This window comes from Bacillus sp. FDAARGOS_1420 (genome assembly GCF_019344915.1).
Lineage (GTDB): Bacteria > Bacillota > Bacilli > Bacillales > Bacillaceae_G > Bacillus_A > Bacillus_A mycoides.
Window position 1 is genome coordinate 2,059,614 of sequence record NZ_JAHWJB010000002.1, and the last position, 21,906, is coordinate 2,081,519.

Here is a 21,906-nt window from a genome sequence, read left to right on the forward strand (position 1 = left end):
AATTACTGGTGCAAAAAAGTAGCTGTCTCATCAGTCGAATTTTTGACGATGTGGCGCTCCTTTTTGTTTTTTGTACTATCAATACGGTGAATGAAATTATATCAACGATTCGACAAGAAATATCGATTTGTCGACAACGTTTGATAGGCTATCTTCAAATAAAAAAGCTGCCCCATTAAGAGACAGCAACTTCTGTAATTACGCTTTTACTTTTAAATCTTTTAACGTAATAACATCTGCAAATGATCCAAATACAACATTATGATGTTTTACAATATCTTCAGCGCGTAATACATCTGTGTCAAATGTGCTATGTGCATCACTTACTAATGTTACTTTATACCCTTCACTAAACGCTCTTCGCGTTGTCGTATCAACACAGTACTCTGTTTGCATTCCTGAAATAATAACATGCTCAATCCCTTTTCCTCGTAACACTTCGTTTAAGTTTGTCTTATGGAATGAGTCTGGAGTCGTCTTTTCAACGACAAGCTCCCCTTCTCGCGGTGCAATCGCCGCATGTACTTTCCAACCATCTGTACCTTTTTCTAACGGATGACCTTTTGGCCCGTTATGTTGTACATAAATAACCGGAATACCATTTGAACGACATTCCCCAATGAGCTCTTGCAACGTTTCTAAAAACTTTTCCCCATTATGTACTGGGATTCCTGCTGTATACATACCCGCTTGCACATCAATAACTAGTAATGCCTTTTTCATTTCACACAGCTCCCTTTATTTTTATAAGCCCCTGCATATTTATTATAATTGTTTATATTCTACCATCCAACAATCTTCTAATTTCCCCTCATGTAGTTCATGTTTCTTTAGTATCTTCACCTTTTTAAATCCGCATTTTTCATAACAGCTTATCGCACGTTCATTATTTACTCTAGGATCCATCGCGATTGCTTCCGCACCCAATTTCTCCATAATGTATGTAATAGCTGCTTGAACAAGTTTTGTTCCAATTCCTTTTCTCCAAAAGATCGGTTCACCGATAAATTGGTCCATTCCCCATACATTCTGCGATTCTCCATATCCATATAACGCTTTCCATTCAGAATCAACTGGATACATTTGAATGTAACCGATTGGCATTTCATCAAATTCTACTAAGCATCTTTTTTCATTACTGTTTGGATTATGTATAAAATGGGCAAGTACCTTTTCTACAGATTGCGGATTATCTCGTCCTTCGTAATACTGCAGGACTTCTGGGTTTGTTAGCCATTTTGAAATGATAGATGCATCGTTTTTTATTACGTATCGAACTAATAATTGTCCCTTTTGGAATAACATAGGTCACCTCCTTATTAGTTACTCTTATAATAACTTTTCTATATGCGGATAGTAAATTTGTCAAACAGCTTTACTTGCATAATCCCACAATAAGAAATTATCCTGTTCAACCTATACTGAGTATCATAAACTATTATTTAACTAACTAAAAGAATGTTTCCCATAATGAAGTTCTTTTGTAACAGGACCTAAAAAACTAAAACAATTTGGAGATGATACTTTGAAATCAACATTAATTATTCTTCGAGGAAACTCCGCAAGCGGCAAGACAACTATTGCAAAAGAACTGCAAGAGCATTTCGGGCAAGGAACACTTCTAGTCTCACAAGACGTTGTGCGCAGAGATATGCTAAAAGTTCACGATACAATGGGTAACTTATCTCATGATTTACTATTTGAAATTACGAAGTACGGAAAAGGAAAATGTGAATTTGTTATTTTAGAAGGTATTCTAAACAGCGGTAGATATGGAGATATGTTAAAAGAATTAATACATTATTTTGACGACGCACATACATATTACTTCGATTTATCACTAGAGGAAACCATTAGACGACATAATACAAGAGAAAAACGACATGAGTTTGGTGAAGATTTATTAAGTAAATGGTATAACCCTCACGATACAATTGAAGTTGATAAAGAAACTATTTTTACAGATGATTTCATACAAAAAGACATCTTTCATGCGATTCTTAATGATGTGACACATCAAAAATAAGACTGACTTTTTATGTCAGTCTTATTCTTTTATGTTCCTTGAATTTCAGTTTTCATAACGGAACAATCTTTACATACATAATAATATATATTCATTTCCCCAAACTGGAAATCAACTACTGAAATAAGTTCCCGTTCTTCAAGATCTTGTGTAATTGTAGCAACATATTTCATCTCTTTCGAACAAGTTGGACATCCTAAATCTTCTGGAACATCACCATATAAAGGCGCTCCTAACAATCTACATATATATTCCGAACCGAATAAGTCAAAAGCTTCCCAGTAACTATCTTCATCAGTAGGTATATCTTCATTTTTCATATTCGTTAAAAATAAAAGCCAGTCTCAATAAAGAGAACTGACTTCTATTTGGATAACTATAATTATTATAAAACTTTTACTTTAACAGTTTGTCTTCCCCAGTTCATAGCTTTACTTTTTGAACCCATTAAAACATCAATACGATTTCCTTTAATAGCACTACCAGTATCACCAGCAATAGCTTCTCCATAACCTTCTACCCATACTTTAGATCCTAATGGGATTACCTTCGGATCTACTGCGATAATTCTCATATTAGGATTTGCCGTTAAATCATGACCCATCGCAGTTAAAACGCGTCCACCATATGTACCATTTTCACTTGGATCAGCAGTATATGCTGTCGCTACTACCGTTAATTCACGTTTAGCAGACTGTGTGTTATTTTTAGATACTTCTTGTGTCTTTGTTGCTTCTTTTGCTTTCGCTTCTTCTTTCGCTTTTTCTATTTCTCGTGCTTTTGCTTCTTCCTTAGCCTTTGCTATTTCCTGCGCTTTTGCTTTTGCTTTTGCTTTTGCTTTTGCTTTTGCTTTTGCTTTTGCTTCTTCTTTTGCTTTTTCTATTTCTCGTGCTTTTGCTTCTTCCTTAGCCTTTGCTATTTCTTGCGCTCTTGCTTCTTCCTTTGCTTTTTCCATTTCTCGTACTTTTGCTTCTTCCTTAGCCCTTGCTATTTCTTGCGCTCTTGCTTCTTCTTTTTCTTTTTCCATTTCTCGTACTTTTGCTTCTTCCTTAGCTTTTGCTATTTCTTGCGCTTTCGCTTCTTCTTTTACTTTTTCTATTTCTTGCACTTTTGCTTCTTCTGTTACTTTCGCTTCTTCTTTAGGCTTTGCTATTTCTTCTGCTTTCGTTTCTTCCTTAACTTTTACTCTCTCTGTTACTTTCGCTTCTTCTTTAGGCTTTGCTATTTCTTCTGCTTTCGTTTCTTCCTTAACTTTTACTCTCTCTGTTACTTTCGCTTCTTCTTTAGGCTTTACTATTTCTTCTGCTTTCGTTTCTTCCTTAACTTTTACTCTCTCTGTTACTTTCGCTTCTTCTTTAGGCTTTACTATTTCTTCTGCTTTCGTTTCTTTCTGCTCTTTTGTTGTTTCTTTCGCTTTTGCTATTTCTTGTACTTTTGCTTCTTTCTGCGTTTTTACTACTTCCTTTGCTTTAACTGCTTTTTGTACTTTCGCTACTCGCTTCGTTTTCTCTTCAGCTTTCTTTTCAATTGGCGCTGTACTTGATAGGAAAGAAACATTTGCATAAGCTGTTTTTCCTTTATACTCAAATTGCAGCCAGCCATCTTTTACTTGATGTGTTGATTCAATTACATCATCTTGTTTCAGTCTGCCAAGAATTTCTGATTCTGTGTTTGCTTCAGTACGTACATTTAACAAATTTGCTGTTACATGGTAAATATCTTTTGTAAACTCCGAACTTACAAATACTTCTTTACCATTTAACTCAATTTTTGACCACCCATCTTCGGTATTTATGACTTTTAACTCTTGCCCATTTTTTACTTTTTCGACAACTTTTGATTCTGTAGTCGGTTTTTCACGTACATTGAGTACATCTGCTGTTACGATCGTTTCTGCGGTAACAGTTGTAGTAAATGCCCCCAATCCAAAAAACGTTGCTGTTGCTGCGCCAATTATTTTTTTCATAATAGCCTCCATTACATTTTTTTGAATTCTATGAAATCCTTCCATTAAATTAGGGAATTCCACAGAGTATCAAAACATTTGTAACAGTATATTAATACCACTTAATATACTGTTTTTAAAACTTCCTACTCCAATATTATCAAATTTTCATTTCTAATTCTATACATTATAAATCTATTTATCTTCTATAAACTCTTCATGACCTTCTACTTCACACTAGATCGTTGTCGCAATTCCTGCCAAGAATAAACTTACAATTGCTAAAAATGGCGTTCCAGCTATTGCACCTCTTAAGTGAAACTTATAGTCTTTATATCCTTTCATTCCCTCAGTACTAGGAATAACAACAAACCGCGGAGTAATCCAGCAAAATATAAGCCAATCGATTATTAATAAATCTACTAAATTGAAAATCATTACAATCCCAAAAGTATATAAATAGGCTTCAATATACAATAATTTTCCATGGTGATGTAGTATATATGTAGAAACTAAAGGCGTTCCGAAGAGAATAATATTGTAAATAATTCCGAAATAAAATGTTTGTTTTTTCTCATTTATTGATTTTGGCAAAACTACTTTTTGAATATCTTTCGGATAATCATTTAACCAAAGGCGAGGATTATAATATGTAGACCCTAATATCATAATAGACAGTATAAAAGACATGGAAATACCGACAATCACCATTTGTTCAAATTGCCCCACAAATGTCCCTCCTTATTTGAAATTTTGACGTACGTAATTCACTTAATTAGACATTGTATGCATGTTATGACTTAAAAATTATCTAATACCATTAATAAAATTTTTTCATTACAATCCGCTTTTTCCTAACGTCCATTCTTATTTCTTGCAATATGCATGCAAATTTAATAAAGTGAACATCTAATTAGTGTTGTTGAATTTCGCTAATTATTACAGAGTACATATTTTCAAATTTACATAAAGATAGGATTGGTGAAACGAATGAAAATCGAACATATAGCACTTTGGGTAAATGATTTAGAATTAATGCGTACTTTCTATACAAAGTACTTTAATGGTAAAGCAAACTCTTTATATCATAACGAAGCAAAGCAATTTGAATCTTATTTTATTACGTTCGAATCTGGAGCAAGGCTTGAACTTATGCGTAAAAAAGGTATAGAAAATGAGCCTAACCTTAATATTACTGGTTATGCACATATGGCATTCTCAGTTGGAAGTGAAGAACGTGTAAATGAACTAACAAAAACGTTAAAAGAAGCTGGTTCTCCTTTATTAAATGGACCACGTTTCACTGGAGATGGCTATTACGAAAGTGTAATTAGTGATCCGGAAGGCAATCAAATAGAGATCACTATTTAACTATCGTTTATCTTTTCTGAAGAACAAATAAAAATTCGTTTGGAGGAACCCTATGCATAAACTGCATTTCAAAAAATTTGAAGCAACAGATTTTAGTCCATATTTCCAGCTCGTATCAAATGAAAGAGTGATGGCACAAATTACAGAGCGTGCTATTCCGCTAGAAGAGGCACAAAACGACTATGAAAAATTGTTAAGGCGCAATGAAAAGCATAAACTGTTTGGGTCTTATAAAGTTTATGACAGTGCAACAAATGAATTTATCGGCCTTGGACATGTAACAGTGAATGAAGATAATGTAAAAGAAGCTGAAATTGGGTATATGATTTTGCCAGAGCACTGGGGAAAAAGATATGGTAGTTATATTGCAAGAGAATTAATTGAAATAGCGAAGCAGACAGATGTAAACGTACTAAAGGCAATTATCGATCCAAATAATATCCCCTCTCGAAAAATATTAACAAACGTTGGTTTTACATCAGATGTAGTTTGTGAGATTGATGGATTACCTGGGGAAATTTTAAGTATATATATTTAACTTTATTAAGGCAATGCTACATTTGAGATACATGTAGTGTTGCCTTTTATTTATTATCTCGATTCCCCGATAGGCCCGAAAATCCCATTCTAGGAATAATCCCCCTCACTCATTCATCTACTTATAACGTATAGTCAGTTCTATTTTTCTATTTGATTTTACACCTGACGACTAACATTTTAGCTATTTTATTATGTGACAAGGAGAGAAGACTTAAATGAGTAATCAAAATATTGAACTTACAGGACGTATCGTAACTCCCGGAAATCCAGAATATAATTCCGCTAGAGAGGAATTCAACACATTTTTCAACAAATTCCCATTAATCATTGTCTTTGCTCAAAATACACAGGATGTAGTAAATGCAGTTCGCTGGTCGAGACAGCATAACGTACCTATGCGCATGCGCTCTGGTCGTCATAATTACGAAGGGTTATCCGTTAACAATGCTGGAATTGTAATTGATGTAAGTGAAATGAAGCAATTAGAAATAGATCATAATGGTGGGACTGTTACAATCGGAACTGGATGGAGAAACCTTTCTTTAACTGAAACGCTCGCAGCTGAAGGGTTAGTTGTGCCAAGCGGCGTTTGTCCTACTCCTGGTATTGCAGGTGTGACATTAGGCGGTGGACATAGTATACTCTCCCGTCCATGGGGATTAACTCTTGATCATTTAATTGAGCTAGAGATGGTTGACGCGAACGGTTGTATTATACGATCCAACGCTAATCATAATTCGGATCTCTACTGGGCATATCGAGGTGCGGGTGGTGGTAACTTTGGAATATGTACTTCCTTCAAGTTTCGAACACATAAAATTAATACAGTGGGATTTGCGGAAATAAGCTGGGACTTAAAAGATTTAAAATCTGTACTAAATTCTTGGCAAGAATACACTCTTCCTTGCGCTGATAAGCGATTTACAAGCACCCTCTTCATGTCTTCAGGGGTGGAACCATCGTTATTGATGCAAGGAGTATTCCTAGGTTCAGTTCAGGAATTGCAAGCACTTCTGCAGCCATTATTACAAGCTGGTTCACCGTTAACAGTAACTATGGAAGAAATACCTTGGGTAGAAGCTGCAACACGAATTGCTGCAACACAACCTATAGCGCCTTTACCATTTAAAAGTGTAGGTCCATATTTGTATGCACTATTGCCTGAAGAAGCACTCACGATCATCGAGCACTTTATAAACAATTCACCGCAGCATGCAACAACCTCTCTATTTTTCCATGGCTTAGGCGGAGCCGTAGCAGACGTATCGAACGATTCTACAGCATATTTTTACCGAAAAGCACTTTCGAACATGTCAATATTCTCCACTTGGGATCAAGAAGAAGGTGCTGCCGCAAGCATTCGATGGACCGAAGATTTCCGATTAGCAATGTTACCATACACAAAAGGCGTTTACGTTAATACACCTGACCTTTCCATTAAAGATTGGCCAGATGCTTACTATAGCTGTAACTTTGATAGGTTAATGGAAGTAAAGGCTAAATATGACCCAAAAAACATTTTCAACTTCCCGCAAAGTATTCCGCCCTTTTAATAGTCGATACTGAAATTTATAGTTTATATTTCTAGCAAAAAAAGAACGATTTTCCCCATAAAAATTATGGGAAGAATCGTTCTTTTTCTATGCTGGATGTATTTCATTTCTTTTTTCATCTTTTTTTAATGTTCTTTTCATCCTAATTTCATCTGAATCTCATTCTTATTAGTTACACTCAGTTTATACATAAATAACTAGTAAGGAGGAATCATATATGAAAAATTATGAGACGGACCAAAATAAGAATAGAGATAATATCCCTCTTCCTGATGAAGTCACTTCTGTTTCATCACGAGGTTGGCAAATGCTGAGCAAAGTTCCAGAAGTCACGATTTTCTTCTGGATTATCAAAATCATGGCAACTACAGTGGGCGAAACAGGCGCAGACTTCTTAAATACAAACTTGAACTTCGGCTTGACTAAAACGACCTTTGTTATGAGTGCTCTCTTGCTCATCACACTGTTCTTCCAGTTCAGGTTGAAGAAGTATGTTCCCTCGGTTTACTGGCTCACTGTTTTGCTAATTAGTGTTGTTGGTACGCTAGTCACCGACAATCTTACGGACAACTTCGGGGTCGCTTTAGAGACTACAACCATCGTTTTCACCCTTTTGCTACTGGCAACTTTTACTGCTTGGTATGTGAGTGAGAAGACACTGTCCATTCACTCTATTTACACAACAAAACGTGAAGTATTCTACTGGTTGGCTATCCTATTCACCTTCGCATTAGGTACTGCAGCTGGTGATCTCGTAGCAGAAAGTCTCAACTTAGGTTACTGGATTTCAGCGCTCATATTTGCCGCATTAATTGGGGCTGTAACCGTCGCTTACTATCGCTTCAAATTAAATGCAGTGTTGGCCTTTTGGATCGCTTATATTTTAACTCGTCCTTTCGGCGCCTCTTTTGGAGATTATTTATCACAGCCTCACGATGCCGGTGGTCTTGGTCTTGGTACGGTAGGAACAAGCGTAATCTTCCTCGCAATAATATTGAGCTTAGTTATTTATTTGACTAAGACGAAAAAAGACGCGAGCCCGATCCTAAATTAATATATATTTTGTCTAAACCTTAAAATAGGTGACATGATTTCCTAATCGTTAGTACAAATTTAAAAAGGCAATACTACTGGTCGTATTGCCTTTTTATAAAACAAATCTACTCCATCCGGAAAAAATACTTCTAGAGCTTTTTATATGTTTGTGTTGGATGATTCTTCCCTAATACTGTCTGAAGTCTCTATGATTTTTTTGTGTTTACTTATATAATCCCTCCTGCGGACACCATACTTTTGTAACCATAGTAACAGTAAAAATATTTAACTAGGTGTACATTCGTAAATTTGTTTACATAATAATATTATGTAAACAAAACTAACCTTTTAACGAAATTGTACCTTTTTTCCTACTAACATACATACTAACTACATTACTAATGAGCGCTAAAGTAAAAATAACTGCACCCATTAAAAATGTTTTATTAAAACTATATACAATTCCTTGTTTATGTTGCTGCTTCATCTGTTCGTATAACTTGTTAGCCTCTTCAGACTTTAATATGCTGTATTTCTTTTTATCAATTCCTTTCATCGCTTGCAACACCTGTTCTCTTTCTATAGTTGTTACATTACTTTTTTCAATCACAGTCATTACTTCTTTATTTACTTTTTCTTTTTCAACTAACAATTGATGATTCAAAAACATGACCAGTATTGCTACCCCTACAATACTTCCGACCGTTCTAGAGATATTACATACGCTTGAAGCAACACCTGTTTTCTCCGCCGGCACACTTAAAACCGCAGTTGTTGTATATGGTGCTAATGTGCACCCTGTTCCAATTCCAACGATCACTAATCGCCATATATAATCCCATGTAGTAAAGTTTGAATCTATATGACTAAATAAATACGAGGCTATAATAAAAGCAATCATCCCTATACTACCTATTAATAAACTACCTCGTTTCGCCGCAATTGGTGTTACTAACCCTGTAACAATCATTGAAACAATTGCTAAAGTACTAATAATTAAGCCTGACTGTAGCTCAGACATACCTTCTACTTGAACGAAATAAAAAGCAAGTATAAATAGAAAGTTCATTAATCCCATACCAACGAAAAATAAGGAAAGATTTGAAATTGAAAACTCTTTATATGAAAACAACTTTAAAGGTAACATCGGATTATTACTTTTCTTTTCGATAATGAAAAATAATATAAAACTTATTAATGAGAGCATAAAAAGAAGAATTAAGCTTAACGTGCTTAATTGATTTGTATTTACTTGTATAAGTGCATATACAAGTAAGCATAGTGCAGATGCAGAAGTAATCATACCCGCCCAATCTATTTTAGAACTTGCAGTATGATCATACGATTCTTTAATACAAAGAATCACGAAGATTAAAGATAATATACCTACTGGGACATTTATAAAAAACACCCAGCTCCAATTCAATTTATCAGTTAAAACACCACCTAGTGAAGGCCCAATTGCCGCTGCTAACCCTCCGAAAGCCCCCATAATACCGCCTATCATACCTTGTTTCTCTTTCGGTACTAACTTTAGACCAAGAGGCATAGCAACTGGTACGATAACCGCTGCTGAGATTCCTTGTATTATCCTAAAGGCTATTAATGTATGAAAAGAAGTGGCAATACCGCACATTAGTGAACTAATAGAAAACCCTAATAAACCGATAATATACAGCTTCTTGCGACCAAACTGGTCCGCAAGACGTGCTGCAATTAATAAACACGATACAAAGGCAACGTTATAACTATTAGCAATCCAAGAAATGGTGTCAATTGACGTATGAAATGTCTTTGTCATTTCTGGTAATGCGATATTCACAATGTTTGAATCTAAAATTGCCATAAAAAACCCTGCAATTAAAGCAATTAATGCAAATGTATTCCTCAATTCCCCTACCCCTATTCGTTTTCTTTATTTAAAATCCCATTCATAAATAAATTTACACATGTCCCTATATACTCTTCTAACTGAATTTCTTCTTCCGCTATACTAACATTCATAATGTATAAAAACAGTTGTCCATAAAACATATTCGCTATTAAACGATAGTTACATGAAGCAATATGCCCCTTCTCTCCAAGTTGTTTTAAATAGGTTTCTAAATGATCTACTAAATGTGAATTCAACTCATGCAGTAACGTTTTCATTTCACTATTTTGTCTTGATTCTATTAACGCAGCCCAAATATAATTTAGCTTCGGCAAATTGATTTGAATATATGTTTCTGCCACTTTCGTAAGGTCCTTTTGTAAATCACCAATAAATTGCTCTTCTATTTCCTCTAACAAAGCCACTGGTGTCGTGCGTAAAATAATACTTTCTCTAAATAGATTCTCCTTATTTTTAAAATTACGGAATATCGTTAATTCGCTTACCCCAGCTTTTTCTGCCACTTCACGAATTGTTGTCGCTGTATACCCCTTCTCACCGAATAATAAAGTAGCAGCTTCCATAACTTTCTCTCGCGCTGTTAATTTCCCCATTTTTATTCCTCTATCCAATATGTAAGTAAGTGATTACTAACATATTATCATAAAAGAAAAATGAAAGTAACTAGTTACTTTCATTTTTCTGAAATTTCATTATCTATTCAACAACCGAAAGTAAAATTTTCTCCAGTTCTTTTTTAGATAACATACTATCGTTTATATACACTTGATATGCATTTTCCCCTTCTTTTGCAGGTACAACCATTTTCATAGCCCGTACATGTGACACTTTATACTCTCCAAATGTAACATCATACCCATTTAGTTTATATTTCTTTATATCTCCAGAAAAATTAGGTCCTCTTTCAGAGGGTTTATCAAATGGCCTGTCAATAAAATAATCTTTATATTCTCCCTCAATGATTTCAAAAAGATGAATTGTAAAACCTAATTCTGCATCTGAAGTATGTGGCTGTTTTTTTACATTACGATTTTCATATCTCATCGTAATAAGCGGCATAGGTTTTCCTAATGTCGCTTCGGCTTTTACCTCTTCAAATACTAGTTGATGTCCAACTGGAATATATGTAGGATGCTTAATCGGAAAACCAGTTATTTTTTCAGCTTGTTCAAAAGTATAGGTAAAATGCTGATTTATTCTATCTTCATATGTATTTAATTGTTCCATTACCTCTTTATCTCTTTTTTCTTCATCAGCATTTAGACGATCGGTAGCTGTATATTGTCTTTTTCCATTCTCTACGACACTTACTTTCTTATAAAAATGGTACGATTCCTGTAATAAAGCAACATACTTTTCAAAGTCCTCTTCTGTAAATATACTTTTAGCAATTTCTATACGTTCCATTACCCCATTATAACCATCCTCAGTCATTCCCATATCTTGCCTTGCTTCTTCTGGTGTCCCAACAATTTTATCCATTAATGTTGTACCCGCAAAAGTACCGGTTGGTATAAGAACAGCCGCAGCTATAAAGCCAAATAATAACTTTTTCTTCATAGAAGTTTTTCCTTTATTTTTCATTTGTTGATATTTATGAAAAGAAGTTTGTACTTTATTTTCTAGATTAGCAGTTGGTTCGATTGATCCCGCTTTTCTTTTCAATTCATTCGTTATATATTTTTCAAAATCCATTTACTTCTCCCTCCCTTATGTCTGGCATATGCTCCATTTCTGTCCTTAATCGTTTTAACGCTGTATGTAATCGAGATTTCACTGTGCCAACAGGGATTTGAAGAAGCACTGCAATTTCATCTAAGCTATATTCATGGAAATAACGCATAATAACGACTTCACGATGCTTATACGATAATTTTTGTACAACTTCTGCTAATTCATTACGTGTTTCTTTATGTAAAATGCCCTCATCCATTATATAAGACCTGTCTTGCTCATACATTTTCTTCTTTTCAAAGATTCGAAATCGCCGCCACGATTTACGACGCCAATCTTGCACTTGTTTTACAACGATACCATGTAACCAAAAACGAAATGAACGGTTCATATCATAATTCGTTACTGACTTCCACATTTTGATGTACACTTCATTAACTATATCGTCTACATCTTGGTGTTGATTCCCTAATAAAAATACTACTGTTCTATAAATATCTTTACAGGTGTATTCATAAATAACTTGAAAGGCTTCTTGGTCTCCGGACTCCATTTTATATAGCCATTCTTTAAATTCTACTTCATCCAAAATTACGTTCCCCTCTCATGATCTTTCACACTATATTCGTCCGTTTCACACAAAAGGTTCATTTTACACAAAAATTTATTTATTACAATAAAAATATAATATATATTTTACAGAAAGGAGGATTCGTATAATGAACAAAGAAGACAAAATTTATGCTGAAAAGGTATTAAAACAACTCTTTATAGGAGCGAAAGTTGATGGGGTTCAATTTGATATTTCTTCAGCAACTATAAAGATTCTTTTTACAGATTTTGAAGCTGCAGTGGATTATGATGGACAATTACATGTCAACATTGAATCGAAATGGTGTTTATTTAATACTCCACCTGAAAAATATCCATCTAATGAGGATGAATTTGACGATTATACTGAGGAAGAAGAATATAAGAGAATATTTGAAATGAGAAGAAAAAAAGTTACAGACATACAATTAGGTAAGGCAACTCCGCATTTAATTATTACATTTGAAAATGGGCAAATCATGTTTGTAAATGGTTTTCATGACTATTATGAATGCTGGCAAGCTGGGGTCCAATTTGAGGATTGGCTTGTAGTTGCTGCACCTGGAAATGAAATCGCTACTTGGACTCCTGATGAATTTACTAATAAATAAGCCGTCAGAAATCACAATAAAAAAAGTATATCTTGCACAAGGGGAAACAAATTTACGTAAATCAATTGATGGACTAGCGACTGTTGTAAAAGAAGAATTTGAAATTTAAAATCACCCCGTTTTAACAGGAAAAAGTGGCATTTTTACTATTTCTAATGTTCGTTAATGCTTATTGCGTGATTTGGTTTCATTGCTACACAAACCCCAATAGCCACTCTTAGCTTGATGGGCATGTATAGTGCCCCCTATTAGCATCAACGAGAAGGAATAGACCTTGTAAAAAAATATTTATAATTCCACTGATACGCAGAAAAATAAAAAGAGAATAATTCAAAAATCCCCTATGAATCATTCTCTTTTTATTTTCATATTTTAACATGTTGGATATGTCTTAGAACCCAAATAACGTTCTTTTATAAGTTGACGATGATGAAGCTCATGACCAGCAATTATGTTTGCTAATGCAAGAACCGTGATTTCAGAATTGTTCGCAATTCCCCTTTGTAACCAAGCTTCTTTATCTAAACTTTTAAGCAAATGCATAGTAGATTGGCGAACAACTGTTAAATTCTCAAGAAGATCTTGCATAGATTGCTTATCAAAAGCTGCTCTAAGAACATACATATCATCGTTATATCCAGGAAGTTCTGCTGTCTCGCCTCTTGCTATGGAAAGCAATCGATACGCCATAATACGTTCAGTATCCGCAATATGACCGATTACTTCTTTTATACTCCATTTATTAGGAGCATATCTAAAATGTCCCTCACTATCAGAAATATCCTTCAATAAAAGATTCGTTTCCTTCATTTGTTGCTCTAAAATATGTATGATATCTCCATCTGGTATTAAGTTTATGTACGTTGAATAATACGGGTTATATTCATTTGCTTCTGGTCTCTTTTGCATGCTTATCATCCTTTTTATTTTATCCTTATATACAACTTATCATAAATTATTATCATATTAATCAAAAAAATTAATTTTAAAACAAAAGGTCCCCATCCTATAGGATTACATTAACAAAGCGGCTTATCCCCCAGCTTCCAACTAAACCACCCTCCATGCCCTTCCGTTTCCCCAACCGTTTCACAATATTCGTTTCCGTTAATATAATAATCAATATGAAGGTCCCGGTCCCACATGTTGTTATATAGGTGGAATACATCACGTTTTGCACCAATTTCTTTAATTTGTTTTTCTAGCGTATGTTTTACATTTTCAGGTATTTGATTTGCGACGTGTGTATGGAAAATGCAGATTACAGCATCTTCCCTTATTTGATTCGCAATGGCTGGAAGAAGTGCTACACCGTCCCCTTCAATTAATTGTACTGATTTTTCTTTTACAAGCGTTGCTGCTTGATCGAATAGTTCAAGTCTTTCTTTATGTTCTGGCCAAATAAGCGCGCGTAACCATAAATAATCTTCTTCATCATTTAAATTATTCACATGTAAATCTAGTCCGATTCTTTCCATAACAGGTGGACTTTGTTTTAAAAAGGAGGGCTTCTTCTCCCCTTTTATTTCTGATTGTAAATGAACATTCGATTGTGTATTTCCATACACTTCTTCCGTTCCATATGAATAACGATATTGATCCCAAAATAGTTGTAATCCCGCACTTGTACCAATTTCTATTAACGCCAATGGCTTGTTCACTTTATTAAATATGTAACAGAAACTTGGATATAAATAGGCACATCGTCTTACTTCATTCGTTTGAACAAGTTTCGTTTGTAATAAAGAGATAACTTCTTCTCGATATACATGGCAAAAATCTTTAAATTGGTAAAAGGCATTTTCAAAATTTATATCAGCATTTTCAACTAAACTTTGATAATAGTTTTTTAAACTGTGCTCTTTTCCTTTTAACAATAAATAATGGACTGCACCTAATAATAAGTTTGGGACTGGTTGACCAGGTTGTGCGTAGGAAGCTAACGTAAGAACTTCCTCATCTTCAGAAATTTTTATTGATAAATATTCGTATAAGTCACTAGATCCTTTACATTCATTCACAGAAAAGTTTCGAAATAAGTTTGCGACTTGTTCTTTTGTAAGCATTGGTATTCCTCCTTAATTATTTTCAGAATAATCTTATCATTCATTTGTTATTTTTTTCAAATAAGATGTAATAAAAACAGATTTTTACAAATTTCCAAAGATTAAAACTTAAAAATAAAAGTATTAGTAAGTTTTTTTGAGATAACATCAAACTGGAATTCTTCTCCAAATTCCGCTTTACTACAATGCTTTTTACCCTTATGGCAGAAGAATTCTACAAAATAAAGCGTTAAATAGTTTAAAATTATCAGATAACACTAGATATTTTAGTCTATTAATTATTATAATAGAGTATGAGATGGTTATATAATTGAGACAAAAAAGGTAAATACCTAGGTGGGGCCTAGGCGGTGTTTTCTTTTTACGGCTTAGATATAAAAACACCTACTCTTTTTTGCCAATATAGGGGATGGAGAGATTATCATGAGCAACATGCAGCAAAAAACAGACGTTATCTTAATTGGCGCTGGAATTATGAGCGCAACGTTAGGATCATTACTTAAAGAATTGGCACCTGAATGGGAAATTAAAGTATTTGAAAAACTCACAAATGCCGGAGAAGAAAGTTCTAACGAATGGAATAATGCTGGTACAGGACATTCTGCGCTATGTGAGCTTAACTATACATCCGAAAAATCTGACGGGTCTATAGATATTGGTAAAGCTGTAAAAGTAAATGAGCAATTTCAACTCTCAAGACAATTTTGGGCGTATCTTGTTAAGAAAAACTTAATTCGTAATCCACAAGATTTTATTATGCCACTACCTCATATGAGTTTGGTGCAAGGGGAAAAAAATGTAGAGTTTCTAAAAAATCGTTTTGAAGCGCTTTCAAAAAACGCTCTATTCCAAGGAATGGAATTTTCTGATGCTCCTGACACATTAAAAAAATGGCTTCCACTCATTATGGAAGGCCGTAACTCTAATGAACCAATGGCTGCAACGAAAATTGACTCTGGAACAGATGTTAACTTCGGTGCGTTAACGCGCATGTTATTTGATTACTTAAAAACTAAAAATGTTGAGCTAAACTACAAACATAGTGTTGAAAATATTAAACGCACGAAGAATGGTTTGTGGGAAGTAAAAGTTCACGATATGAATAGTGGCAAAATCGAACATCATACTGCGAAATTCGTCTTTATCGGCGGCGGTGGCGGTAGTCTACCTCTACTTCAAAAGACTGGTATTCCTGAGTCAAAACATATTGGAGGATTCCCAGTAAGTGGACTATTTATGGTATGTAAAAACCCAAAAGTTGTAGAGCAGCATCATGCAAAAGTATACGGAAAAGCTAAAGTTGGTGCTCCGCCAATGTCTGTACCTCACCTTGATACGAGATATATAGACAACAAAAAAGCTTTACTGTTTGGACCATTTGCAGGCTTCTCACCTAAATTCTTAAAAACTGGCTCAAACCTTGATTTAATTGGTTCTGTAAAACCGAATAACGTCTTAACGATGTTAGCAGCCGGTGTAAAAGAAATGGGATTAACAAAATACTTAATCCAACAAGTTATGTTATCACACGAAAAGCGTATGGAAGAATTACGTGAGTTTATTCCGAACGCTAAAAGTGAAGATTGGGATACTGTCGTTGCTGGACAACGTGTGCAGGTAATTAAAGATACTGATGCAGGTGGTAAAGGAACACTTCAATTTGGTACAGAAGTTGTTAGTGCAAATGACGGATCAATCGCTGCGTTACTTGGTGCTTCTCCAGGTGCTTCTACTGCGGTTCACGTTATGCTTGAAGTATTAGAAAAATGCTTCCCAGAACGTATACTAGAATGGGAGCCAAAGATAAAAGAAATGGTCCCTTCTTACGGCGTGTCACTTACGGAAAATCCAAGACTGTTCCAAGAGCTTCACGCTTCAACAGGACGCACACTTGGGTTAAATGAAAAAGAAGCTGTTCACAATTAATGAATAGATTAAAAAAACGACATAATAAAAACGTCCGATATATTCGGACGTTTTTATTTTCTACTAGAAAGTATACTTATCAATATTATCCTTCGTAAATACAACTCGTTCAGGTAATACGATAATACCATTTCCTTCTGCCTCATAGTCATACCCTTGAATAGAGTTCGGCTCTACTTTCACTTTTCCGATTCCTTTTACTTCAAAGCTATCCCCGACTTTTAACTTCTTCCCTTTTACAACAATTTCATTTGCAACATACGTTGCGAGGGCACCTTGTTGTTTTACATCCCATAATCCAAATTGTTGTACTGTTCCTCGTTTTACATAATCACGCATAACGTTCGGCGTTGAAAATCCCGTTACGACTACTTTCTTATCCATTTTCAAATTCTCAGCTGCTTGCGCCATTGCTGGTAGTGCTGTTGCATCTGGACATATTACTGCGTTAATATCTGGATATGTTTTTAAAATGTTCTCTCCAACTGATAAAGACTTTTGTGCATTATTTTCACCGTACTGCGTCGTTACAATTTCCCAGTTCGGATATTTCTTTTTAATAATTTCTTTCGCTTTCGTTACCCATTGGTTTTGATCTGTTACTGTTGGGCTAGAATAAAAGAATGCTACTTTCCCTTTATCTCCAATTTGCTTGGAAGTCATTTCAATTAATAAGTTTGCAAGTTGGTCTGGTGTACCTTGGCTAATATAAAACGAACGGTCTTTCGGATTCACATCAGAATCCCACGTTAATACGGTCATCCCCTTTTTCTTTGCACGTTGTAATGATTGCGAGAGACCATCAACTGACGTAGATGAAACCATAATTGCATCGTAGTTTTGATTAATAAAATTGTTTATATACTTTACTTGCCCTGATACGCTCGCTTCAGAAGGTCCATCATATTTCACTTGTACACCTAACTTATCTCCCATCTCTTTTGCACCTTCACCGCCTGATGTAAAGAAGCCAACTCCCGTTAATTTCGGAATGAATGCAAATTTCACATCATCTGCTTTTTTCTTATCCGCTGTTTGGCTAGAACAAGCAATTAAACCGATTAAACAAATACACATAATAATAACAATCCCCAGTTTTCTCTTCATGACATTTCCCCCTTATGCAAATTCCTTCTTTTCCCCGTAGTGAATCGTTGTAATTTGAAATGTCTCATAATAACAGAAACAATAAGGATAATACCTATTACTACATTAGATTGTTCATTCGTTAAGCCCGTCATTTGCAAACCGTACTGCATAAGTCCTATAAAAATACTCGCTAGTACTGTCCCAATAATACTCCCTTTTCCGCCTGTAATAAGTGTGCCGCCTAATACAACTGCCGTAATTACTGGCAAAATCGTTTCACTTCCAATATCTGCACGAGCTGAACCGAAATACGCTGTTAAGAAAGCTCCTCCTAATCCACCTCCTAACCCAGAAAGTACGTAAGCAATAATCACTACTTTCTTCGTTCGAATGCCGGAATATCTCGCCGTACTTTCATTTGCGCCAGTTAATTTTGTGTAGCGACCATATGTTGTACGGTGAAACAATATCGTAAATACTATCGTTAAAATGACAAGGAGCCATAATAGATTAGGTATACCGATAAAACTACCATTTGCCATTTGCACATACGAATCTGGTAAACCACTTATTCCTTCATAGCCCGCTGCACCCGAACCACCTGAAATAACAAGGGCGATTCCTGCATATAAAAACATCGTTCCAAGTGTAACGACAAGAGGTTCTACATCTGTCATTTTTATAATAAGTCCATTTAATCCGCCCGCTATGCAACTTATTACGAGCGCAATGATAACGGCCAACAGTATAGGCATGCCATTCATCCAAAGTGCTCCGATAAGAATCGAAGTAAGCCCCATAATAGATCCTACTGATACATCAATTCCACCAGTTACAATGACAAATGTCATCGGAATAGCCGCGATTGAAATAATGAGGAAATCGTTCATACTAAAAAGGAGGTTACTAATGTTTAAGAAATCACTATTTATGAAACTAAAGAGAATGAGTTCTACGAGAAGCAATATGAGAAGAACCCCTTCCCATCTATACAAGCTACGTATTCCCCTCATAGATTCACCCTTCTTTCTTCTAGTTGCCGGAGTTTCTTCCATTTTTTTAAGACACTATCTAATATGATGATGAGTAAAAGTAAAAATCCTGAAATAGCACTATTCCAAAATGCAGGTATTTTTAAAAAGACGAGTGAACTGCTTATCACTTCTAAAAAAAATGCACCTAATGCCGCTCCAAATATAGAACCTGTTCCTCCTTTTAAATGTATACCACCTAAAACAGCAGCGGCGATAACTTGCAATTCTATCCCTGTACCTGTTTGATTTGGAACGAATCCAATATTCATTACGAATATACATCCAGCGAGCCCAGCGCTTATGCCTGATATGATAAACGCGTATATTTTCACTTTATCTACATGTATTCCAATAAGCCTTGCACCATCTTCATTATCACCGACCGCATAAAAATATCTTCCAATTTGTACTTTCATTAAAAAGAAATATAGTAGTAGTAATATGATAAGAACGGTCCATACCGTTACCGGAATGCCTAACATCATAATAGAAGAAATTTGTTTATACTCATTCGGAATATCTTCAATCCACTTTCCGCCCGTGAATAGTAACATTGCACCTCTAATAATACCGAGCATTCCTAATGTCATAATGATAGCTGGCACTCGAAATTTCGTAACGCCAATTCCGTTTACCATACCAATAAGAGCACCAAGTATAATTGCCGCAAATATTGAAATAAAGGCACTGTATCCATCTGTTAACAACATCCCGCAAACCGCAGCGCTTAATCCCATAATAGATCCTACTGATACATCTATATTTTTCGTAAACAATACGAAAGATTGACCAATTGCCAAAATAACTAAAATAACGCTTGATTTCATAATTAAAGATAAAGAGCTAAACTGAACAAAACTAGGATTCATCACTCCAACGAAGGCTATGTAAAGAAGTAATAAAATAATAATAGACGTCTCATGCATTTTAAATAAACGGTTCACTCGGTTACACCTCCATTTCCTCCGTACGCAAGGCGTGTAACTTCATCAATACAAATTTCCTTCTTCTCCAAATGAGAGACGAATGCTCCGTTTCTCATCACATAAACACGATTCGCTAATTGAGCGATTTCTTCCATATCTGAAGAAATTAATATGAGCGCAAGTCCCTTTCTCTTCAAATTTTGTATCGTTTCGTATACTTCTAATCTTGCTTTCGCATCAATACCACGGGTCGGTTCATCAAGAATAATCACTTTCGGATTACATGCAAGATATTTCGCTAGCACGACCTTCTGTTGGTTCCCACCTGATAAAGACGTCATTTTCTCATTCATATGAGGGACAACAATTCTAAACTGTTTTATATACAATTCTGATAAAGCGCTTTCTTTTTTGTTATTTAAAAAGAAGCTACTCATACTGTTTAAAGATGCAGATGTTATATTTTCCTTAACAGACGCAATTGAAAAAATACCATTCCCTACCCGGTCCTCCGGTACATACACCATACCTTCCTTTATTCGCTTATGTACCGAATACTTTGTAATGGATTTCCCATCTAATAAAACAGAACCTGATTTCAAAGGCTTTAATCCACATAAAGATTCAGCTAGTTCAGTCCTACCTGATCCAACGATCCCAGCAATCCCAACAACTTCTCCAGCGTGTACAGTAAATGATACATTTTGAAACGCATAGCTTGACGCATTCGTGACATCTAATATTATTTCCGAAGGCTCTATTTCTTTATGTGCAATTTCTTTCTTCTCCTCAAGTCTATAACCTTTCGGCAATAACCCCTCCATTAGCAAGTCATATGTATAACTCGATACATTTCCCTGACTAACAATCATACCATCACGCAAAATCGCTACTTTATTTGCAATTTCAAAGATTTCTGGAAAACGATGCGTAATATATATCATGCCAATTCCTTTTTCTCTTAAACTTTTTATCAATACAAAAAGACTCTTAATTTCGTGAGTTGTTAATGTCGATGTTGGCTCATCTAAAATAAGAATCTCAGCTTCCCTTATTAATCCTCTCAATATTTCTACTAATTGTTGCTGGGCAATGGATAACGATAACCCTAGCTCATGAAGTTGAATGTTCCACCCTAATTCCTCTAGCAACTTATTAATTTTATTTCGCAGTTCTTTCTTGTTCGCTTTCATTCCGATACAAATGTTCTCTTCAATTGTCATATGAGGAAAGATGAGCGGCTCTTGTGGTATTAAGTAAATACCATGTTGATGCGCCTCTGCTGTGTTTGAAAACTGTTTTACTTCCCCTTTCACAAACATCTCACCTGAATCGAATGAATGCAAACCCGTTAATATTTTCATTAATGTTGATTTCCCGGCACCATTTCCACCGACTAAAGCATATACGTCTCCACGCTCTAATTGTAGATTGACTTCTTTTAATACGAGTTGATTTGCAAATGATTTACTCATCTTTGTAACTTGTAATAAGGGCACGTTCTCCACATGTTGTCACCTGCCTTTATGCAGAACATTTTTTGAGAAAATGATTTTTTGTTCTACTTGTTTTGTAGCATTGTATATTTCTTTTTTCATATCTAGAACACTTTTTCACTGGACTAT

The 21,906-nt window shown here is 35.0% G+C and carries 22 protein-coding genes and 1 pseudogene; 8 read left to right on the plus strand and 15 right to left on the minus strand.

Going from position 1 to position 21,906, the window contains the following annotated elements; translation table 11 throughout:
- Positions 1–198 precede the first annotated feature (198 nt).
- Together I6L50_RS20815 and I6L50_RS20820 are read right to left on the minus strand one after the other, a co-directional pair.
- Complete coding sequence (locus I6L50_RS20815) at positions 199–723, minus strand: cysteine hydrolase family protein (RefSeq protein WP_219302791.1); 525 nt, start codon at positions 721–723, stop codon at positions 199–201.
- 42 nt (positions 724–765) lie between these two features.
- Positions 766–1,305: a GNAT family N-acetyltransferase gene (locus I6L50_RS20820; RefSeq protein WP_219302793.1), complete on the minus strand. Its 540-nt coding sequence runs from the start codon at positions 1,303–1,305 to the stop codon at positions 766–768.
- Between the two features lie 220 nt (positions 1,306–1,525).
- On the opposite strand from I6L50_RS20820, the gene I6L50_RS20825 reads away from it, so the two are divergent.
- Positions 1,526–2,026: a kinase gene (locus I6L50_RS20825; protein ID WP_002142252.1), complete on the plus strand. Its 501-nt coding sequence runs from the start codon at positions 1,526–1,528 to the stop codon at positions 2,024–2,026.
- A 29-nt stretch (positions 2,027–2,055) separates the two neighbouring features.
- Here the strand turns inward: I6L50_RS20825 and I6L50_RS20830 are convergent.
- The 3 genes and pseudogenes from I6L50_RS20830 to I6L50_RS20840 all read right to left on the minus strand — a co-directional run.
- Positions 2,056–2,355: pseudogene (locus I6L50_RS20830) on the minus strand (hypothetical protein); the annotation flags it as partial.
- A 56-nt stretch (positions 2,356–2,411) separates the two neighbouring features.
- Positions 2,412–3,992 carry a cell wall-binding protein EntB gene (entB, locus tag I6L50_RS20835; protein ID WP_257475406.1) on the minus strand — a complete coding sequence of 527 codons (1,581 nt, stop codon included), beginning with the start codon at positions 3,990–3,992 and terminating at the stop codon, positions 2,412–2,414.
- A gap of 216 nt (positions 3,993–4,208) precedes the next feature.
- Positions 4,209–4,700 (minus strand): nitroreductase, encoded by a 492-nt coding sequence (locus tag I6L50_RS20840; protein ID WP_219302797.1) that lies wholly within the window; start codon positions 4,698–4,700, stop codon positions 4,209–4,211.
- Between the two features lie 261 nt (positions 4,701–4,961).
- Here I6L50_RS20840 and I6L50_RS20845 point away from each other — a divergent pair, with 261 nt between their 5' ends.
- The 4 genes from I6L50_RS20845 (at position 4,962) to I6L50_RS20860 (ending at position 8,489) form a co-directional block, all read left to right on the plus strand.
- Positions 4,962–5,342, plus strand: a complete 381-nt coding sequence (locus I6L50_RS20845; protein WP_002142261.1) for a VOC family protein — start codon at positions 4,962–4,964, stop codon at positions 5,340–5,342.
- Positions 5,343–5,394: 52 nt separating this feature from the next.
- Positions 5,395–5,880, plus strand: a complete 486-nt coding sequence (locus I6L50_RS20850; protein ID WP_088039607.1) for a GNAT family N-acetyltransferase — start codon at positions 5,395–5,397, stop codon at positions 5,878–5,880.
- Positions 5,881–6,097: 217 nt separating this feature from the next.
- Positions 6,098–7,435 carry an FAD-binding oxidoreductase gene (locus I6L50_RS20855; RefSeq protein WP_219302799.1) on the plus strand — a complete coding sequence of 446 codons (1,338 nt, stop codon included), beginning with the start codon at positions 6,098–6,100 and terminating at the stop codon, positions 7,433–7,435.
- Positions 7,436–7,652: 217 nt separating this feature from the next.
- A complete protein-coding gene (locus I6L50_RS20860) occupies positions 7,653–8,489 on the plus strand; it encodes a COG4705 family protein (protein ID WP_219302801.1) in 837 nt (278 codons plus the stop codon).
- Positions 8,490–8,810: 321 nt separating this feature from the next.
- Here the strand turns inward: I6L50_RS20860 and I6L50_RS20865 are convergent, their stop codons facing one another.
- The 4 genes from I6L50_RS20865 to I6L50_RS20880 form a co-directional block, all read right to left on the minus strand.
- Positions 8,811–10,361: an MFS transporter gene (locus tag I6L50_RS20865; protein ID WP_219302803.1), complete on the minus strand. Its 1,551-nt coding sequence runs from the start codon at positions 10,359–10,361 to the stop codon at positions 8,811–8,813.
- Positions 10,362–10,372: 11 nt separating this feature from the next.
- On the minus strand, positions 10,373–10,957 hold the full coding sequence (locus tag I6L50_RS20870; protein WP_219302806.1) for a TetR/AcrR family transcriptional regulator: 585 nt from the start codon (positions 10,955–10,957) through the stop codon (positions 10,373–10,375).
- Between the two features lie 103 nt (positions 10,958–11,060).
- Positions 11,061–12,059, minus strand: coding sequence for a hypothetical protein (locus I6L50_RS20875; protein ID WP_088039612.1), 999 nt, complete (start codon positions 12,057–12,059; stop codon positions 11,061–11,063).
- Positions 12,049–12,627: a sigma-70 family RNA polymerase sigma factor gene (locus I6L50_RS20880; protein ID WP_088039613.1), complete on the minus strand. Its 579-nt coding sequence runs from the start codon at positions 12,625–12,627 to the stop codon at positions 12,049–12,051. The genes I6L50_RS20875 and I6L50_RS20880 overlap by 11 nt, the downstream gene beginning before the upstream one ends.
- 130 nt (positions 12,628–12,757) lie before the next feature.
- On the opposite strand from I6L50_RS20880, the gene I6L50_RS20885 reads away from it, so the two are divergent.
- On the plus strand, positions 12,758–13,240 hold the full coding sequence (locus I6L50_RS20885; RefSeq protein ID WP_219302808.1) for a hypothetical protein: 483 nt from the start codon (positions 12,758–12,760) through the stop codon (positions 13,238–13,240).
- A complete protein-coding gene (locus I6L50_RS34975; RefSeq protein ID WP_088039615.1) occupies positions 13,221–13,349 on the plus strand; it encodes a Xaa-Pro dipeptidase in 129 nt (42 codons plus the stop codon). Before I6L50_RS20885 ends, I6L50_RS34975 begins: the two co-directional genes overlap by 20 nt.
- A gap of 263 nt (positions 13,350–13,612) precedes the next feature.
- Here I6L50_RS34975 and I6L50_RS20890 read toward each other — a convergent pair whose 3' ends face one another.
- Both I6L50_RS20890 and I6L50_RS20895 read right to left on the minus strand, forming a co-directional pair.
- On the minus strand, positions 13,613–14,149 hold the full coding sequence (locus tag I6L50_RS20890; protein WP_219302810.1) for a DinB family protein: 537 nt from the start codon (positions 14,147–14,149) through the stop codon (positions 13,613–13,615).
- 110 nt (positions 14,150–14,259) lie between these two features.
- The gene (locus I6L50_RS20895; RefSeq protein WP_219302812.1) at positions 14,260–15,306 is read right to left on the minus strand and encodes a DUF2332 domain-containing protein; all 1,047 of its coding nucleotides are present in this window, start codon (positions 15,304–15,306) and stop codon (positions 14,260–14,262) included.
- A 423-nt stretch (positions 15,307–15,729) separates the two neighbouring features.
- Here I6L50_RS20895 and I6L50_RS20900 point away from each other — a divergent pair, with 423 nt between their 5' ends.
- A complete protein-coding gene (locus I6L50_RS20900) occupies positions 15,730–17,232 on the plus strand; it encodes a malate:quinone oxidoreductase (protein ID WP_113937557.1) in 1,503 nt (500 codons plus the stop codon).
- Positions 17,233–17,295: 63 nt separating this feature from the next.
- On the opposite strand, the gene lsrB is transcribed toward I6L50_RS20900, so the two are convergent.
- From lsrB to I6L50_RS20920, 4 genes are read right to left on the minus strand one after another with little or no spacing between them, the layout of a single operon-like run.
- Positions 17,296–18,339: an autoinducer 2 ABC transporter substrate-binding protein LsrB gene (gene lsrB / locus I6L50_RS20905; RefSeq protein WP_088039619.1), complete on the minus strand. Its 1,044-nt coding sequence runs from the start codon at positions 18,337–18,339 to the stop codon at positions 17,296–17,298.
- On the minus strand, positions 18,336–19,334 hold the full coding sequence (locus I6L50_RS20910; RefSeq protein WP_219302814.1) for an ABC transporter permease: 999 nt from the start codon (positions 19,332–19,334) through the stop codon (positions 18,336–18,338). The genes lsrB and I6L50_RS20910 overlap by 4 nt, the downstream gene beginning before the upstream one ends.
- The gene (locus tag I6L50_RS20915; RefSeq protein WP_113735809.1) at positions 19,331–20,299 is read right to left on the minus strand and encodes an ABC transporter permease subunit; all 969 of its coding nucleotides are present in this window, start codon (positions 20,297–20,299) and stop codon (positions 19,331–19,333) included. Before I6L50_RS20915 ends, I6L50_RS20910 begins: the two co-directional genes overlap by 4 nt.
- Positions 20,296–21,789, minus strand: a complete 1,494-nt coding sequence (locus I6L50_RS20920) for a sugar ABC transporter ATP-binding protein (protein ID WP_219302816.1) — start codon at positions 21,787–21,789, stop codon at positions 20,296–20,298. The genes I6L50_RS20915 and I6L50_RS20920 overlap by 4 nt, the downstream gene beginning before the upstream one ends.
- Between the last annotated feature and the right edge of the window lie 117 nt (positions 21,790–21,906).